This window comes from Streptomyces sp. NPDC018610 (genome assembly GCF_044391765.1).
In the GTDB taxonomy this organism is placed as follows: domain Bacteria; phylum Actinomycetota; class Actinomycetes; order Streptomycetales; family Streptomycetaceae; genus Streptomyces.
On record NZ_JBISAL010000006.1, the window covers coordinates 107,114 to 124,295 of the forward strand.

15 protein-coding genes and 1 riboswitch are annotated in these 17,182 nt (G+C 72.6%); of the genes, 9 read left to right on the forward strand and 6 right to left on the reverse strand.

Annotated features, from left to right (window positions below):
- Positions 1 to 3 precede the first annotated feature (3 nt).
- The 3 genes from ACH5A8_RS16980 to ACH5A8_RS16990 form a co-directional block, all read right to left on the reverse strand.
- On the reverse strand, positions 4 to 933 hold the full coding sequence (locus tag ACH5A8_RS16980; RefSeq protein WP_399002618.1) for a 1-phosphofructokinase family hexose kinase: 930 nt from the start codon (positions 931 to 933) through the stop codon (positions 4 to 6).
- A 167-nt stretch (positions 934 to 1,100) separates the two neighbouring features.
- A complete protein-coding gene (gene nagA, locus ACH5A8_RS16985) occupies positions 1,101 to 2,249 on the reverse strand; it encodes an N-acetylglucosamine-6-phosphate deacetylase (RefSeq protein WP_399002620.1) in 1,149 nt (382 codons plus the stop codon).
- Between the two features lie 7 nt (positions 2,250 to 2,256).
- Positions 2,257 to 3,192, reverse strand: coding sequence for an ROK family protein (locus ACH5A8_RS16990; protein WP_399002622.1), 936 nt, complete (start codon positions 3,190 to 3,192; stop codon positions 2,257 to 2,259).
- A gap of 107 nt (positions 3,193 to 3,299) precedes the next feature.
- On the opposite strand from ACH5A8_RS16990, the gene ACH5A8_RS16995 reads away from it, so the two are divergent.
- The 3 genes from ACH5A8_RS16995 to otsB all read left to right on the forward strand — a co-directional run bounded on the left by ACH5A8_RS16995 (position 3,300) and on the right by otsB (position 6,105).
- Positions 3,300 to 4,571, forward strand: coding sequence for an ABC transporter substrate-binding protein (locus tag ACH5A8_RS16995; protein WP_399003180.1), 1,272 nt, complete (start codon positions 3,300 to 3,302; stop codon positions 4,569 to 4,571).
- Positions 4,572 to 4,762: 191 nt separating this feature from the next.
- Positions 4,763 to 5,041: a DUF3263 domain-containing protein gene (locus ACH5A8_RS17000; RefSeq protein WP_399003182.1), complete on the forward strand. Its 279-nt coding sequence runs from the start codon at positions 4,763 to 4,765 to the stop codon at positions 5,039 to 5,041.
- A gap of 197 nt (positions 5,042 to 5,238) precedes the next feature.
- Positions 5,239 to 6,105 (forward strand): trehalose-phosphatase, encoded by an 867-nt coding sequence (gene otsB / locus ACH5A8_RS17005; RefSeq protein ID WP_399002624.1) that lies wholly within the window; start codon positions 5,239 to 5,241, stop codon positions 6,103 to 6,105.
- Positions 6,106 to 6,151: 46 nt separating this feature from the next.
- Here the strand turns inward: otsB and ACH5A8_RS17010 are convergent, their stop codons facing one another.
- Both ACH5A8_RS17010 and ACH5A8_RS17015 read right to left on the reverse strand, forming a co-directional pair.
- Complete coding sequence (locus ACH5A8_RS17010; RefSeq protein WP_399002626.1) at positions 6,152 to 7,576, reverse strand: trehalose-6-phosphate synthase; 1,425 nt, start codon at positions 7,574 to 7,576, stop codon at positions 6,152 to 6,154.
- 83 nt (positions 7,577 to 7,659) lie between these two features.
- Positions 7,660 to 8,631: a glucosyl-3-phosphoglycerate synthase gene (locus tag ACH5A8_RS17015; RefSeq protein ID WP_399002628.1), complete on the reverse strand. Its 972-nt coding sequence runs from the start codon at positions 8,629 to 8,631 to the stop codon at positions 7,660 to 7,662.
- Positions 8,632 to 8,835: 204 nt separating this feature from the next.
- A riboswitch (SAM riboswitch) is annotated at positions 8,836 to 8,994 on the forward strand.
- Positions 8,995 to 9,011: 17 nt separating this feature from the next.
- Here ACH5A8_RS17015 and thrC point away from each other — a divergent pair.
- The 6 genes from thrC (at position 9,012) to ACH5A8_RS17045 (ending at position 16,441) form a co-directional block, all read left to right on the forward strand.
- Complete coding sequence (thrC, locus tag ACH5A8_RS17020; protein ID WP_399002630.1) at positions 9,012 to 10,301, forward strand: threonine synthase; 1,290 nt, start codon at positions 9,012 to 9,014, stop codon at positions 10,299 to 10,301.
- A complete protein-coding gene (locus tag ACH5A8_RS17025) occupies positions 10,298 to 10,573 on the forward strand; it encodes a MoaD/ThiS family protein (RefSeq protein ID WP_399002632.1) in 276 nt (91 codons plus the stop codon). Before thrC ends, ACH5A8_RS17025 begins: the two co-directional genes overlap by 4 nt.
- A 429-nt stretch (positions 10,574 to 11,002) precedes the next feature.
- Entirely contained in the window at positions 11,003 to 11,206 is a 204-nt protein-coding gene (locus ACH5A8_RS17030) for a cold-shock protein (protein WP_009189266.1), read from the forward strand.
- Between the two features lie 475 nt (positions 11,207 to 11,681).
- Positions 11,682 to 13,304, forward strand: a complete 1,623-nt coding sequence (gene groL / locus ACH5A8_RS17035; RefSeq protein ID WP_399002634.1) for a chaperonin GroEL — start codon at positions 11,682 to 11,684, stop codon at positions 13,302 to 13,304.
- Between the two features lie 197 nt (positions 13,305 to 13,501).
- Complete coding sequence (locus tag ACH5A8_RS17040; protein WP_399002636.1) at positions 13,502 to 14,656, forward strand: NADH:flavin oxidoreductase; 1,155 nt, start codon at positions 13,502 to 13,504, stop codon at positions 14,654 to 14,656.
- Between the two features lie 315 nt (positions 14,657 to 14,971).
- Positions 14,972 to 16,441, forward strand: coding sequence for an MFS transporter (locus tag ACH5A8_RS17045; protein WP_399002638.1), 1,470 nt, complete (start codon positions 14,972 to 14,974; stop codon positions 16,439 to 16,441).
- A 69-nt stretch (positions 16,442 to 16,510) separates the two neighbouring features.
- On the opposite strand, the gene ACH5A8_RS17050 is transcribed toward ACH5A8_RS17045, so the two are convergent.
- Positions 16,511 to 17,086, reverse strand: coding sequence for a hypothetical protein (locus tag ACH5A8_RS17050; protein WP_399002640.1), 576 nt, complete (start codon positions 17,084 to 17,086; stop codon positions 16,511 to 16,513).
- Positions 17,087 to 17,182: the final 96 nt, after the last annotated feature.

Here is a 17,182-nt window from a genome sequence, read left to right on the forward strand (position 1 = left end):
CCCTCACGCCGCGCTGACCTCCCCCGTCACCGCCACCCGCCCGAGAAGCCTCTCGTATGCCGGGCGGTCGAACTCGCCGGCCGCCGGGGCGAGGACCGTGGCCGTGGCGAGGGCGACGGCCCGGGCCAGGCGGTCCGGCCAGGGGAGACCCTCCACCAGGCCGGAGAGCAGGCCCGCGACCATCGAGTCGCCGGCGCCGGTCGGGTTGCCCTGGACGCGGTCCGGCGGGACCGCGCGCCACAGGCCCTCCGGGGTGTGCGCCAGCAGGCCTTCCGCGCCGAGCGAGGCGACCACCGTGCGGGCGCCGCGCCGCCGGGCGTCCTGGGTGGCGCGCGGCGGATCGTGCGAGCCGGTCAGCTCGGCGAGCTCGTCGGCGTTGGGCTTGACGAGGTCGGGGCGGCCCGCGATCCCGCGCCGCAGCGCCTCGCCGCTGGTGTCCAGCAGCACCGGGACGTGCGCGGCGCGCGCGGTGCGCACCAGGCCGGCGTACGCGCCCACCGGCAGCCCGGGCGGCAGGCTGCCGCACAGCGCCACCGCCGACACCGAGCCGAGCAGCTCCTCGTAGACGCCCTGGAAGGCCGACCACTCGGCGGCGGAGACGACCGGGCCGGGCTCGTTGAGCTGGGTGGTGTCGCCGGAGCGCTCGTCGACGACCGCGACGGTGCGGCGGGTCGCGCCGGCCACCGGGACCAGGGCGTCCACGACGCGGGGCAGGGTCGCCAGCCGCTCGCGCAGCTCGCGTCCGGTGGCCCCGCCGGCGAAACCGGTGACGGTCACCTCGTGGCCGAGGGCGGCCAGCACCCGGGCCACGTTGACGCCCTTGCCGCCGGGCCGCTCGGTCGTCTCCGTCACCCGGTGGGAGGTGTGGGGCCGCAGCGACGGCACCCGGTAGGTGATGTCGAGAGCGGTGTTCAGCGTGACCGTGAGGATCACCTGGGCCGACCTCCCCCGAGTAAGTGCGCCTGGCACGCCTGCTGTCCCGACTGTCCCGGACGGGTCCGGGCGCTTCGCCCTGGACCTTTCCGGTCCTCGATCATGCCAAACGCCCGGCCCGGAGCCCACCCCTCGTGCCGGCCGCGGCGGCCGGACGGCGGGACGGATCAGCCCAGTTGGGGAGCGACCACCCATTCGCCGCGCCGCAGCACGCCCTTGAGGGCGAACTGCTCGTCCAGCAGCACCAGGTCGGCGTCCTTGCCGGGCTCGACGGAGCCGATCCGGTCGTCCATCCCGAGCAGCCGGGCGGGGTTGGCGGACAGCGCGGCCACCACGTCCTCGACCGGGAGGCGGTCGACGGTCACCGCGCGCTGGAAGGCCCGGTCCAGGGTGAGCGTCGAACCGGCGATCGAGCCGCCCTCCACCAGCCGGGCGACGCCGTCTTCGACCTCGACCTCCAGGGGGCCGAGCAGGTAGCGGCCGTCGCCCATGCAGGCGGCGTCCATGGCGTCGGTGATGAACGCGACCCGGGCGGCGCCCGCGTGGTGGAAGGCCAGTTCCAGGGCGGCCGGGTGCAGGTGCACGCCGTCGTTGATCAGCTCGACCGTGATCCGCTCGTCCTCCAGCAGGGCCGTGATCGGCCCGGGGGCGCGGTGGCCGAGCGTCGGCATGGCGTTGAACAGGTGCGTGGCGACGGTGGCGCCGGCGTCGATCGCCTCCACCGTCTGCTCGTAGGTGGCGTCGGTGTGCCCGATCGCCGCGATCACGCCGTGCTCGGCGAGCAGCCGTACGGAGTCGATGCCGCCGGGCAGTTCGGTGGCGAGCGTCATCATCTTCGCGTGGCCGCGGGCCGCGTCGATCAGCTTGCGCACCTCGGCAGGGTCCGGGTGGCGCAGCAGCGCCTCGGAGTGCGCGCCCTTGCGGCACGGCGAGATGAACGGGCCCTCGTAGTGGATGCCGGCGATGTCGCCCTGCTCGGCCAGCTCCGACAGCAGCCCGGCCTGCTTGGTGAGGACGCCCATGTCGTCGGTGACGGTGGAGGCGACCACGGTGGTGGTGCCGTGCGCGCGGTGGGTGCGGACGGCGGTCATCACGTCGTCGGCCGAGCCGGAGAAGGAGGCGCCGCCGCCGCCGTGGTTGTGGATGTCGACGAACCCGGGGACCAGCCAGTGCCCGGTGACGTCGATCGTCTCGGCGTCCGCCGGGGCCGTGTCGGCGCCGGAGATCCGCGCGCCGTCGACGATCACGCGGCCGCCGTCGACGATCCCGGTGGGCAGTACCACCCGGGCTCCGGTGAGAACCTTGCTAGCGGCCATCAGGGGGCTACCTCCGGGGAGTCGTAGAAGTGTTGAGGAGGTCCCAGGCGAGGAGGCCCGCGCCCAGGCATCCGGCGGTGTCCCCCAGTGCGGCGGGGACGATGGCCGGCAGCTTCTGGAAGGTGACCCGCCGCCGGACGGCCTCCCGGAGCGGTGCGAAGAGGGTTTCCCCCGCCTCGGCGAGTCCGCCGCCGATGATCAGTGTGCGCGGGTCCAGCAGGGTGAGCGCGGTGACCAGCCCGTCGGCGAGCGCGTCCACCGCCGCCTGCCAGACCGCCCGCGCCCGCGGGTCCCCGGACTCGACCGCCTTGGCGCAGTCCGCCGCGTCCGCCCGCGGGTCCCCGCACGCCTCGGCCCAGGCCTGGCTGACCGCCGAGGCGGACGCGAACCGCTCCAGGCAGCCGCGCTGCCCGCACGGGCAGGGGGCGCCGCCGGGGCGTACGACGATGTGGCCGATCTCGCCGGCGAAGCCGTGCGCGCCCGACTCCACCCGGCCGTCGATGCCGATGGCGCCGGCGATGCCGGTGCCCAGCGGCACGAAGAAGAACCGGTCGGCGCCCTTGCCCGCGCCGATGCGGCCCTCGGCGAGACCGCCGGTGCGCACGTCGTGGCCGAGGGCCACCGGGCCGCCGAGCCGCTCGGCGAGCAGGTCGCGCAGCGGTACGTCGCGCCAGCCGAGGTTGGCGGCGTAGGCGGCGACGCCGCGCTCCTCGTCGACGATGCCGGGGACGGCGACGCCCGCGGCGGCGGCCGGTTCGCCGAACCGCTCGGCGCCCAGGGCGCGCAGCTCGGCGGCGAAGCCGAGGATGTTCTCGACGACGGCATCGGGTCCGTGCTCGCGGCCGGTGGCGCGCCGCGCCTGGTGCAGCAGGGTGCCGTCGGCGGCGATCAACGCGGCTTTCATCCCGGTGCCGCCCACATCGAGAGCGATGACGTGTCTCACGGGGGACAGTGTGGCCCTTCGACCCGCAAGAGGTCTAGTCCACTCACGTGGTGTAGACCTATCGTGTCCACATGTTGAACAGCGAGACGGTTGGGGCGGAACAGGCAGTGCAGCGGCGCAGGACAGGAACGATCGCGGTGGTGTCCGCACTGGGCATGACGGCGGTTCTCGGCGGCTGCGGGAGCACCGGCTCCTCCGACGTCACCCTCCGGCTGGTCGCCGCCGACTACGGCGACTCGGCGGCCAACAGCTCGCAGAAGTACTGGGACGCGCTGGCCCGGGACTACGAGTCCCAGCACCCGGACGTGAAGGTGCAGGTCAGCGTCTACTCGTGGACCGACGTCGACCGCAAGGTCAAGGAGATGGCCGACGCGGGCGACCCGCCGGACATGGCGCAGATCGGCGCGTACGCCGACTACGCCGACCAGGACATGCTCTACAAGGCCGACGACCTGCTCTCCATACCCGTGCAGGCCGACTTCCCGAGCCAGCTCTCCGAGGCGGGCCAGCTGCGGCACGTCCAGTACGGCATCCCGTTCGCCGCCTCCACGCGCGTGCTGTTCTACAACAAGACCCTCTTCGCCCGGGCGGGCATCGTCGACCCGCCCAAGACCTGGGACGACCTCGCCGCCGACGCCGAGGCGCTGAAGGCCAAGGGTGTGAAGTACCCGTACGCGCTGCCGCTCGGTCCCGAGGAGGCGCAGGCCGAGACCCTGCAGTGGATGCTGAGCGGCGGCGACGGCTACACCGACGACATCGGCACGTACACCATCAACTCCCCGGAGAACGCCGAGACGTTCACCTGGCTCAAGGACGAGCTGGTCGGCAAGGGCCTGACCGGACCCGTCGCCCCGGGCAAGCTCAACCGCGCGCAGGCCTTCTCGGCGTTCGCGGCCGGTGACGTCGGCATGCTCGACGGCCACCCGACGCTGATGCAGCAGGCCGCCAAGAAGGGAGTGCGGTTCGGCATGGTGCCGGTGCCGGGCCGCAACGGCACGCCGAAGGCCACCATGGGCGTGACCGACTGGATGATGGCCTTCAAGAAGCACGGCCACAAGGACCAGATCGGCGACTTCCTCGACTTCGTCTACGACAAGAAGAACGTCCTGGACTTCTCCCGCGAGTACGACCTGCTGCCCGTCACCAGCTCCGCGTCGGACGCCATGACCGCCTCCGAGCAGGACAAGAAGCTGTGGCCGTTCCTGGAGGAGCTGCCGCTCGCCCAGCTCTACCCGTTCGGCAAGACGTCCTGGGCGCAGGTCAGCGCGGAGGTCAAGAAGCAGATCGGCCGCACGGTCAGCCCCGAGGGCGATCCCACGGCGATCCTGAACCAGCTCCAGACCACGGCGTCCGACGTCGAGAGCGCCCACGAGGGCTGACCGGCCGGGTGCGGGCCCCGCGCCCGGTGCCGCTGTCGGTGGCGGGAGCTACGGTGCGGGGTATGGACGCACGGGACGACGAGCGGGGGCGGGGCGAGGGCCGGGACCGGGGCGCGGACGGGGGTCCGGGGCCGGGCGACGGTCCGGAGTCCGACGAGGGCCGGGGCGCGGGCCGGGAGCGGGGCGACGGCGTGGACACGGGCCCCGAGGAGGGGCACGGCCCCGGTGAGGGGCCGGGCGGCCGGCGGGAGCTGGGGCGCCGGGAACGGGACGTGCTCGCGCTGGAGCGGCGCGGCTTCGCCGGCCCCGGCGCGAAGGAGCGCGCGATACGCGAGGAGCTGGGCCTGTCCCCCGTGCGCTACTACCAGCTCCTCAACGCCCTCCTGGACGACACGCGCGCGCTGGCGCACGACCCGGTGACCGTCAACCGCCTGCGCCGGGTGCGGGAGTCCCGCCGCTCCGAGCGCTGAGGCGGTCCCGGCCGGCGGGTGGCGCGCGGGAGCCTCCGCCGACGCCGTGCGAGCCGCCGCCGGTACGGATGTAGAGCCGTCGGTGTGGACGTACGAGCCGCCGCCAGTACGGATGTGCGAGCCGCCGCCGGTGTCGGAGGGTGAGCCGCCGCCGGTGTCGAGGAGTGGCTCCGGCCGAGTGTGGATAGGTTCGGCACATGGGCAGCCACGACACGGACTCGACCAATCCCGCCCCCTCCCTGCCGACGCCTTCCACGCGGGCCGGCCGGGACGGCCTCGCGGCCGTCCTCGCGCGGCCGGAGCGTGCGGTGATCGCACTGGACTTCGACGGGACGCTCGCCCCGATCGTGTCCGACCCCGACCAGGCCAGGGCGCACCCGGAGGCGGTGCCCGCGCTCGCCGCGCTGGCCCCGAAGGTGGCCGCCGTCGCGGTGGTCACCGGCCGCCCGGCCGGCGTCGCGGTGCGGCACGGCGGTTTCGCGGGCGTACCGGGCCTGGAACACCTCGTCGTCCTCGGCCACTACGGCGCGGAGCGCTGGGACGCCGCCACCGGCACCGTCACCGCACCGGCCCCGCACCCCGGCGTCGCCGCCGTCCGCGCCGAACTGCCGGGCTTCCTGGACCGGATCGGCGCCTGGCAGGGCACCTGGATCGAGGAGAAGGGCCGTTCCCTCGCCGTCCACACCCGCCGCGCCGAGGACCCCCAGGCCGCCTTCGACCTGCTGCGCGAACCCCTCACCGGGCTGGCCGCCCGGCACGGCCTGATCGTGGAGCCCGGCCGCATGGTCCTGGAGCTGCGCCCGCCGGGCATGGACAAGGGCGTCGCCCTGGCGGACTACGTCCGCGACCTCGGCGCGGCCTGCGTCCTCTACGCCGGCGACGACCTCGGCGACCTCCCCGCCTTCGCCGCGGTGGAGGAACTGCGCACCGACGGGGTCCCAGGCCTCCTGGTCTGCAGCGGCAGCGCGGAGGTCACGGAACTCTCCAAGCGGGCGGACCTGGTCGTCGACGGCCCGGCGGGCGTGGTCGAGCTGCTGAGGGACCTGGCGGACGAGCTGCCGTAGTCCCGGGGGCCGTGCCCCCGGGGCCCGTCCCCGGGGGCCGCCGTCGTCAGAGTTCGTTCAGCTGGTCCAGGAACCACTGGGCCGGGGGGAGGGCCGTGGCGGCGGCGGCCAGGCGCTTGCTGCGCTCCGCCCGCTCCGGGCCCGCCATGGTCAGGGCCTCGTGCAGCGCGTGCGCCGTGCCGACCACGTCGTACGGGTTGACGGTGATCGCGTCGTCGCCGAGCTCCGCGTACGCGCCCGCCTCCCGGGACAGCACCAGCGCGCACCCCGCGTCGGAGACGACCGGTACCTCCTTGGCGACCAGGTTCATGCCGTCGCGGATCGGGTTGACCAGGGCGACGTCGGCGATCCGGTACGCCGCGAGCGAGCGCGCGAAGTCGTCCTTGACGTGCAGCACGACCGGGGTCCAGCCGGGGGTGCCGTAGCGCTCGTTGATCTCCTCGGCCAGGCGCCGCACCTCGGCCGTGTACTCGCGGTAGACGGCCAGGTCCTGGCGGGAGGGGTAGGCGAAGGCGACGTGGACCACCCGCTCGCGCCACTCGGGCCGGTCCTCCAGGAGCTGCCGGTAGGCCAGCAGTCCCCGCACGATGTTCTTCGACAGCTCGGTGCGGTCCACCCGGACGATGGTGCGGCGCGCGCCGCCGTCCGGCGCCGCGCCGATCTCCTCGCGCAGCGACGCCATCCGCTCCTTCACATCGGCCCGGTGCGACCGTTCCCGCAGGAACTCCGCGTCCGCGCCCAGCCCGTGCACGCCGATCCGGGTGCCGCCGAGCCCGCCGGTCAGCTCCTCGCAGCAGCCGGTGAACGCGTCCGCCCACCGCCGGGTGAGGAACCCCAGCCGGTCCGCGCCCAGCATCCCGCGCAGCACCTGCTCGGCGACGTCGTCGGGAAGCATCCGGAAGTAGTCCACCGGGGCCCACGGGGTGTGCGAGAAGTGCCCGATCCGCACGTCCGGCCGGAAGTCGCGCAGCATGCCCGGGACGAGCGTGAGGTGGTAGTCCTGCACCACCACGGCCGCGCCCTCGGCCGCCTCCTCCGCGAGCGCCTGGGCGAAGGCCCGGTTGTAGGCCTCGTACGACGCCCACCGGCGCCGGAACTCCGCGTCGAATACGGGTTCGAGAGGCGTCTGGTAGAGCATGTGGTGCACGAACCAGAGCACCGAGTTGGCGATCCCGTTGTACGCGTCGGAGAAGACGTCCGGATCGATGTCGAGCATCCGCACCCGCTGTCCGCCGGTGTCCTCCGCCGGCAGCCTGCGTCCGCCCTCGAAGCGGCGCACCGCCTCCCGGTCGGCGTCGCCCAGTGCGGCGCACACCCACACGGCGCCCGCGTCCGGGCCGATCGCGGACAGTCCGGAGACGAGCCCTCCGCCGCCGCGTCTCGCGTGCAGCGCGCCGTCCGGGCGCGCCTCGTACGAAACCGGCCCGCGATTGGACGCGACCAGCACCTCGGCACCGTGCGTAGCAGCCATGGTCCTCAACCTAGCCCGGCCCCCGAAGGCTCAAACGTACGGCTCGGCTTCGTAGCGGGGCCCGCGCGCACGAGGGCGGGCTTTCACGCCACCCGGCGGGCCGCGTACTCCGCGATCTCCGTCATCGGGGGGCGTTCCTCGGTGTCGACCGAGTAGGTGCGCGGTTCGAAGCCGTCCGGGCCGCGTTCGAACTGGGTGAGGCTGGGGCGGATCAGATGGCCGCGGGCCAGGCGCAGCTGGGCGGTGCGGTAGATGGCGGCGGCCATCCGGCCGAGCGCCTGTCCGTCCTGGTGCCGGTGCCTGCGCACGCCCACGTCGACCTGGGCGAGGGCGTCCAGGCCGACCAGGTGCAGCGCGTCGACCAGCATGCCCAGCTCGACGCCGTAGCCGACGGGGAAGGGCAGCTGCTCCAGCAGCGAGCGGCGGGCCGCGTACTCGCCGCCCAGGGGCTGGACGAAGCCGGCCAGCTGGGGCCAGTGCATGTTGAGCAGCGGTCGGGCCATCAGCTCGGTGACCCGGCCGCCCTGTCCGGCCGCGGCCGCACCGGCGGCGGGGACGTCGGACAGGGTCAGCGGACGGTCGTACATCGCCTTGACCAACTGCACGTCCGGGTCGGTGAGCAGCGGGCCGACGATCCCGGTGACGAAGTCGGCGGAGAACTCGCGCAGATCGGCGTCGACGAAGCAGACGACGTCCCCGCCGGTCACCAGCAGGGAGCGCCACAGCACCTCGCCCTTTCCGGGCACCGCCGGGAGGCGGGGGAGGATCTCGTCGCGGTGCACCACGCGGGCGCCCGCGGCGGCGGCCACTTCGGAGGTGCGGTCGGTGGAGCCGGAGTCGACGACGACGAGCTCGTCGACGAGCGGCGCCCGCTCCATCAGCTCCTCGCGGACGACGGCGACGATGTCCCCGACCGTCGCCTCCTCGTTCAGCGCGGGCAGCACCACGCTGACCGTCGAACCGCTCGCGCGCTTGGCGGCCAGGACCGTCCGCAGCGGGCGGTCGGTCACGGACCAGGAGCGCGTCCTCAGCCAGCGCTCGACTTCTTCCAGCACGGTCGACGGCTCCTCACTCCAGCTCGGACGACTTCGGGACGACCGCGGGACGACGTCCGGTCGGCCGCGGCACGGATCACATCATCCTGTGATCTGTCTCGCGGTTCGGACGACTATCTCTCACTGTCCCGGCCTTCGGTTACAGTCTTGAACAACGCGGATGACCATCGCATGCCGGGGTCGCCGCGACTCACAATCGAATACCGCTCATCCAGAGGGGCAGAGGGACACGGCCCGATGAAGCCCCGGCAACCCTCCAGCCGGTCTCGTAGATCGCTCGGTTCGATCGTTTTCGCGAGGCTCCCGGCTAGGGAAGGTGCCAAATCCGTCTCACGGCGAGATGCGTCGTGAGGAAGATGAGGAGAAAGGGCCTCGCCTCCATGGCTGTGCAGACAGTTGCAAGCAGCACCGACTCCACCGTAGACCTCGGGCCCGCCGCGGCGCTCAGCTGCCGGGAGTGCGGTCACCGCGTGCCCCTCGGCCCGGTCTTCGCCTGCGAGGAGTGTTTCGGCCCGCTGGAGATCGCCTACGACTTCTCGGCCTACGACACCGAGGAACTCCGCAAGCGCATCGAGGCGGGACCCGCGAACATCTGGCGCTACGCCCCCCTGCTGCCCGTCCCCGCCGACGTGGCCGGCAAGCCGAACATCAACCCCGGCTGGACCAAGCTCGTCCAGGCCGACCGCCTCGCCGCCGCACTCGGCGTCGAGACCGGCAAGCTGTTCGTCAAGGACGACTCCGGCAACCCGACGCACTCCTTCAAGGACCGCGTCGTCGCCCAGGCCCTGGAGGCCGCCCGCGCCTTCGGCTTCACCACCCTGTCCTGCTCCTCCACCGGCAACCTGGCCGGCGCCGTCGGCGCCGCCGCGGCCCGCGCCGGCTTCCGCTCCTGCGTGTTCATCCCGCACGACCTGGAGCAGGGCAAGGTCGTCATGGCGGCGGTCTACGGCGGCGAACTCGTCGGCATCGAGGGCAACTACGACGACGTGAACCGCTTCTGCTCCGAGCTGATCGGCGACCCGGCCGGTGAGGGCTGGGGCTTCGTCAACGTCAACCTGCGGCCGTACTACGCCGAGGGCTCCAAGACGCTGGCGTACGAGATCTGTGAGCAGCTCGGCTGGGAGCTGCCGGACCAGATCGTCGTCCCGATCGCCTCCGGCTCGCAGCTCACCAAGATCGACAAGGGGCTGCGGGAGCTGGTCGAGCTCGGCCTGGTCGCGGACAAGCCGTACAAGATCTTCGGTGCGCAGGCCGAGGGCTGCTCGCCGGTGTCCACCGCCTTCAAGGCCGGCCACGACGTGGTGCGGCCGCAGAAGCCGAACACCATCGCCAAGTCCCTGGCGATCGGCAACCCGGCCGACGGCCCCTACGTCCTGGACATCACCCGGCGCACCGGCGGCGCGGTGGAGGACGTGACGGACGAGCAGGTCGTGGACGCGATCAAGCTGCTCGCCCGCACCGAGGGCATCTTCGCCGAGACGGCGGGCGGCGTGACGGTCGGCGTGACGAGGAAGCTGGTCGAGGCCGGCCTCCTCGACCCGGCGAAGACCACCGTCGTCCTCAACACCGGCGACGGACTGAAGACCCTGGACGCGGTGGCGGGCACGGGCCTCACCGCGACCATCCGCCCGACCCTGGACTCCTTCCGAGAGGCTGGCCTCGCATCATGAGCGTGACCGTTCGCATCCCCACCATCCTGCGCACCTACACCGGCGGCCAGGCCGAGGTGAGCGCCGACGGCGCGACCCTCGCCGACGTCATCGCCGACCTGGAGAAGAACCACGCGGGCATCTCCGCGCGCGTCCTGGACGACCAGGGCAAGCTGCGCCGCTTCGTGAACGTCTACGTCAACGACGACGACGTCCGCTTCGAGCAGGGCCTGCAGACGGTCACCCCGGACGGCGCCGGCGTGTCCATCATCCCGGCGGTCGCCGGCGGCTGAGTCTTACCGCGGGTAATCCCGGTTACCCGGCGTTTGTGGAACTGCCCCCTCCGTGAGAGAAGCGGAGGGGGCAGTTCTGTGTGATTGAGCGCGGTAGAGTTGGGGAACGCGCTCCTGATCAGTGGATCAGGAAGCCCTGTTTTCCTGCCGCACGCCGATGAGAAGTAGCCAAAGTGCGTGCGCGTTTCACGGCATTTGTCTTGTTTGCCGGGCCCGACTTGCCCTGAATCCAGATGAATTCTCACCACATTCCGGACCGCTCCCGTCCAGATTTCTCGTCCGATTGACCTGTTGCAGACGGCAGTTGGACAGATACATTCAGCCGCGGTCGACGCGTTCCGGCGCACGCCCCCGTCCACGGGGGGTGAGGTCTGACCCGGATCCGCGAAGTGTGGATCCGTGCAAGGGCCAGTAATAGGGGAGTTAGGCATGGCTCAGGGCACCGTCAAGTGGTTCAACGCGGAGAAGGGGTACGGCTTCATCGCGGTCGACGGTGGTGCGGACGTCTTCGTCCACTACAGCGCGATCCAGATGGACGGCTACCGCTCGCTGGAAGAGGGTCAGCGGGTCGAGTTCGAGATCTCGCAGGGCCAGAAGGGTCCGCAGGCCGACATGGTCCGCGTGACGGCCTGAATCGCGCGACCACCGCAAGCGTTCTTCGAAGGGCCCGCATCTCCACCGGGGGTGCGGGCCCTTCGGCGTGCGCGCGCCCAGTGCGGCCGGCGCGGGCGGTCGGCGCCCGGCGGGGGCGTGTGGTCGCGGACCGCCGTCGCCCGACCGCCGCCCCTCATCGAGTCCGCTTCGCGGACGCTTGCGCCCACCCGTCGCCCGACCGCCGCCCCTCATCGAGTCCGCTCCGCGGACGCTTGCGCCCACCCGTCGCCCGACCGCCGCCCCTCATCGAGTCCGCTTCGCGGACGCTTGCACTCTCGGGGGTCGAGTGCTAATCATTGCGTTAGCACTCTGAAGGTGAGAGTGACAACGAGGACCGGGTCGGTGAGGCCCGCGGGCCGGGTGGGGCAAGGAACCACGAGGCGCGCGAGCCGTCCGTCGCGGGCGCGGGCGCGGTCCGAAGGAATCACCCCCAGTCCTGGAGGGACCACTTCACATGGCCAAGATCATCGCGTTCGACGAGGAGGCGCGGCGAGGCCTCGAGCGCGGCATGAACCAGCTCGCGGACGCCGTCAAGGTGACCCTCGGCCCCAAGGGCCGCAACGTCGTCCTCGAGAAGAAGTGGGGCGCTCCCACGATCACCAACGACGGTGTCTCCATCGCCAAGGAGATCGAGCTCGAGGACCCGTACGAGAAGATCGGCGCCGAGCTGGTCAAGGAAGTCGCCAAGAAGACGGACGACGTCGCCGGCGACGGTACGACCACCGCCACCGTCCTCGCCCAGGCGCTGGTCCGCGAGGGCCTGCGCAACGTGGCCGCCGGTGCCAACCCGATGGCCCTCAAGCGCGGTATCGAGAAGGCCGTCGAGGCCGTCTCCGCCGCCCTGCTCGACCAGGCCAAGGAGGTCGAGACCAAGGAGCAGATCGCCTCCACCGCCTCCATCTCCGCCGCCGACACCCAGATCGGCGAGCTGATCGCCGAGGCCATGGACAAGGTCGGCAAGGAAGGCGTCATCACCGTCGAGGAGTCGCAGACCTTCGGTCTGGAGCTCGAGCTCACCGAGGGCATGCGCTTCGACAAGGGCTACATCTCCGCCTACTTCGCGACCGACATGGAGCGCATGGAGGCGGTGCTCGAGGACCCGTACATCCTCATCGCCAACTCCAAGATCTCCTCGGTCAAGGACCTGCTCCCGCTCCTGGAGAAGGTCATGCAGTCGGGCAAGCCGCTGCTGATCATCGCCGAGGACGTCGAGGGCGAGGCCCTGTCGACCCTGGTCGTCAACAAGATCCGCGGCACCTTCAAGTCCGTCGCCGTCAAGGCCCCGGGCTTCGGCGACCGCCGCAAGGCCATGCTCGGCGACATCGCCATCCTCACGGGCGGCGAGGTCATCTCCGAGGAGGTCGGCCTCAAGCTGGAGAACGCCACCCTCGACCTGCTGGGCAAGGCCCGCAAGGTGGTCATCACCAAGGACGAGACCACCATCGTCGACGGCGCCGGCTCCTCCGAGCAGGTGGGCGGCCGCGTGAACCAGATCCGCGCCGAGATCGAGAACAGCGACTCCGACTACGACCGCGAGAAGCTGCAGGAGCGCCTGGCGAAGCTCGCCGGCGGTGTCGCGGTCATCAAGGCCGGCGCCGCCACCGAGGTGGAGCTCAAGGAGCGCAAGCACCGCATCGAGGACGCCGTGCGCAACGCCAAGGCGGCCGTCGAGGAGGGCATCGTCGCCGGTGGTGGCGTGGCCCTGCTGCAGGCCTCCCAGGTGTTCGAGAAGCTGGAGCTCGAGGGTGACGAGGCGACCGGCGCCAACGCCGTGAAGCTCGCGCTGGAGGCCCCGCTCAAGCAGATCGCCGTCAACGGTGGTCTCGAGGGTGGCGTCGTCGTCGAGAAGGTGCGCAACCTGACGGTCGGCCACGGCCTGAACGCCGCGACCGGCGAGTACGTCGACATGATCGCCGAGGGCATCATCGACCCGGCGAAGGTCACGCGCTCCGCGCTGCAGAACGCCGCGTCGATCGCCGCGCTGTTCCTCACCACCGAGGCCGTCATCGCCGACAAGCCGGAGAAGGCCGCCGCGCCGGCCGGCGGCGGCATGCCGGGCGGTGACATGGACTTCTGATCCTCCCCGAGGATCGGACCCGTCCGTCGCACACCGAGGGCGGCATCCCCTGTCAGTCACGACAGGGGATGCCGCCCTCGGGCGTGTTCCGGGTCACTTCGCGGCGTCGGCGGAATACCGGGGCGGGCTTCGGTGTCAGACTGCATGCGCATGCACATACCAATGGGTATCACCGAGTCCCGCACAGGAGCCCCCACATGAGCGTCACCACGTCCGAGCCCGCCCCCGGTCCCGCCTCCGAGCCGTCCTCCCGCGCGGCCCGGGTCCTCGCCCGGCCCGTCACGCTGAACGGTCTGACCGTGCCCAACCGCATCGCGATGGCCCCGATGACCCGCATGTTCTCCCCGGGCGGCGTCCCGGGCGAGGACGTGCTGTCGTACTACGCCCGCCGTGCCGCCGCCGGTGTGGGGCTGATCATCACCGAGGGCACGTACGTGGGCCACGACTCGGCCGGCGAGAGCACCCGGGTGCCGCGGTTCCACGGCGCGGAGCAGCTCGCGGGCTGGGCGAAGGTCGCCGACGCCGTGCACGCGGCGGGCGGCACGATCGTGCCGCAGCTGTGGCACATCGGCATGGTCCGCAAGCCGGGCCGGCCGCCGTTCGCGGACGCCCCGCCCGTCGGTCCGTCCGGGGTGCGCACCGACGGCGTCGAGGGCACCGGCAAGGCGATGACCCAGGGCGACATCGACGACGTCATCGCCGCGTTCGCCGAGTCGGCCGCCGCCGCGGAGCGCATCGGCTTCGACGGTGTGGAGCTCCACGGCGCCCACGGGTACCTGCTCGACCAGTTCCTGTGGGCAGGCACCAACCGCCGCACGGACGCCTACGGCGGCGACCCGGTGGCCCGGACCCGGTTCGTCGCGGAACTGGTCGCGGCGGTGCGCGCGGCCGTCTCGCCCGGCTTCCCGGTCATCTTCCGCTTCTCGCAGTGGAAGCAGGACGCCTACGACGCCCGTCTCGCCGAGACGCCCGCGGAGCTGGAGGCGATCCTCGCCCCGATCGCCGAGGCCGGCGTGGACGTTTTCCACGCCTCCACCCGCCGCTACTGGCTGCCCGAGTTCGAGGGTTCGGACCTCAACCTCGCGGGCTGGACGAAGAAGCTCACCGGCAAGCAGGTCATCACCGTCGGCTCGGTCGGCCTCGACGGCGACTTCATCAAGGCCTTCCTGGGCGAGGGCGCGGCCCTCGGCACCCTGGACAACCTGCTGGACCGCATGGAGCGCGACGAGTTCGACATGGTCGCCGTGGGCCGCGCCCTGCTCCAGGACCCCGAGTGGGCGGCGAAGGTCCTCTCGGACCGCTTCGACGACCTGAAGCCGTACGACGCGGCCTCGCTGACCACGCTCAGCTGAGCGCCGCCCGTCCGCCCGGCGGAGCGAGCCCGCCCGGCGGGCTCGCTCCGCCGGGCGGGGCGGGGAGCGCTGCGGAGGCGGGTGTCCCGAAGGACCGGGGGCGCCCGCCTTCCCTGTCCCCGCGGGCCGGGGGCGCCTGCCTCTGCGTGGCAGCGGGGCCGGGGGCGCCCGCCTCTGCGTATCAGCGGGGCCGGGAGCGAGCGCCGCCTCGGATGCGGAATCTGGGCGGGCTCCTGACCGGATTTCGCTTGCTTAAGTCAATCAAATCCAATTATGGTTGCTTGAGTCAAGTACCCCTGTCACGGAGTAGCCCTCATGTCCGACGCCCCCGCCCGGCCCACCGCGGCCGAGGCCCTGCCCAGACCCAACGCCATCGTGGCCGTCCTGGCCTTCGGCGGCATCGTGGTCTCGCTGATGCAGACCCTGGTCATCCCCATCGTCGCGGAGCTGCCCAAGCTCCTGAACGCCTCGGCGTCGGACACCGCCTGGGTCGTCACCGCCACGCTGCTCGCCGCCGCCGTCGCCACCCCGGTCATGGGCCGCCTCGGCGACATGTACGGCAAGCGCCGCATGCTCCTGGTCAGCCTCGCCATGCTGGTGATCGGCTCGGCCACCGCCGCGCTGAGCGACACCCTCGTGCCGATGATCGTCGGCCGCGCCCTCCAGGGCCTCGCCTCCGGCGTGATCCCCCTCGGCATCAGCATCATGCGCGACGAGCTGCCCGCCGAGCGGCTGGGCTCGGCGACCGCGATGATGAGCGCCTCGCTCGGCGTCGGCGGCGCCCTCGGACTGCCCGCCGCCGCGATCATCGCCGAGAACTTCGACTGGCACGTGCTGTTCTGGGCCTCGGCGGCCCTGGGCGTCGTGGCGGCGGCCCTGGTGATGACCCTCGTACCCGAGTCGAAGGTGCGCTCGGGCGGGCGCTTCGACGCCGTGGGCGCGGTCGGCATGGCGGCGGGCCTGATGTGCCTCCTGCTGGCGATCTCCAAGGGCGCCGACTGGGGCTGGGGCAGCGGCACCACCCTCGGCCTGTTCGCGACGGCGGTCGTCGTCCTGGTCGCCTGGGGCTTCTTCGAACTGCGCGTCGAGGCCCCGCTGGTGGACCTGCGCACCACGGCGCGCCGCCAGGTGCTGGTGACCAACCTCGCCTCCATCGCGATCGGCTTCGCGATGTTCTCGATGTCCCTGGTGATCCCGCAGCTGCTCCAGCTGCCCGCGCCGACCGGCTACGGCCTCGGCAAGTCGCTGCTCGTCTCCGGCCTGGTCATGGCCCCCTCCGGCCTGGTCATGATGGCCGTGGCCCCGGTCTCCGCGGCCGTCTCCCGCACCCGCGGCCCCAAGGTGACGCTGATGATCGGCGCGCTGATCGTGGCGGCGGGCTACGGGCTCAACATCGCCCTCATGGACCAGGTCTGGCACTTCGTCCTGGCGTCCTGCGTGATCGGCGCCGGCATCGGCTTCACCTACGGCGCGATGCCCACGCTCATCATGGGCGCGGTGCCCGCCTCCGAGACCGGCGCTGCCAACAGCCTCAACACCCTGATGCGCTCCATCGGCACCTCCACCGCCAGCGCGGTGGCCGGCGTGGTGCTCGCCCACATGACGACGGAGTTCGGCGCCTACGCCCTGCCGTCGGAGAACGGCTTCCGCACGGTCCTGGCGCTCGGCGCGGGCGCCGCGCTGCTCGGCTTCGTCATCGCCTCGTTCATCCCACGCCAGCGGGTCGCGGCGGCGGGCGGTCCGGTCGCGACGGGCGAGCGGGAGAAGCCGGCGGTCAAGGCGTAGGACACCCCGCGGGGAGTACGGCCTCCGCCCGGCGCACCGCTCGCGCCGGGCGCCCCGCCTTCGCCGGGGTCACGCGTTCCCGAGCGGCTCGATGTCGACGCGTACGGGGCTGCCCCAGACCCGTACGACCTCGTAGTCGGTGAACTCGTGCACGAGCCGGTAGGCCATCGCGGCGCGCGGCGCCCGGCGCTGGGCGGCGATGAACAGCTCGGCCTCGCGCCGGTCCCGGCGCGGGGTTCCGCACAGCTGCCACTCCCGCCCGTTCCACAGCTCCGGCAGCCAGCGCTGCTGGGGCTGCGGCCGGTCCTCGCGCACCCCGTAGCGGGACGGCGCGGTGGCCGGTTCGGCGCCCGGCCGGGCGTAGGACGGTCCGTCGACCTCCCGGCGGCGGGCGGCGCGCCGCCGGGTCTCGCACAGCAGGCACAGGTCGGGGGCGCTCGCGTCGACGGGCCCGTTCGGGTGTTCGGGGCAGCGGGTGGCCGCGGCGGCCGTGCTGACGCTCTCCTCCAGCAGGTCCAGGGCGCGCCGCAGGTCGCCCTTCACCTCGTGCAGTCGGGCGTCGGGGGTGTCGGCGGTCAGCGCCTCCCCGTGCTCGCCGAGGAGCCGGAGGGCGCGTCCGAGGGCGGTGAGCTGGGCGTGGTTCATGGTCCTCCCAGCGTAGGCCCGCCGGGGCGGTCGCCGGTCCGGCCCGGAAAGGAGGATCCGGTCCAACCCGGATCCTCCTCCCCGTCGTCGGTCGCG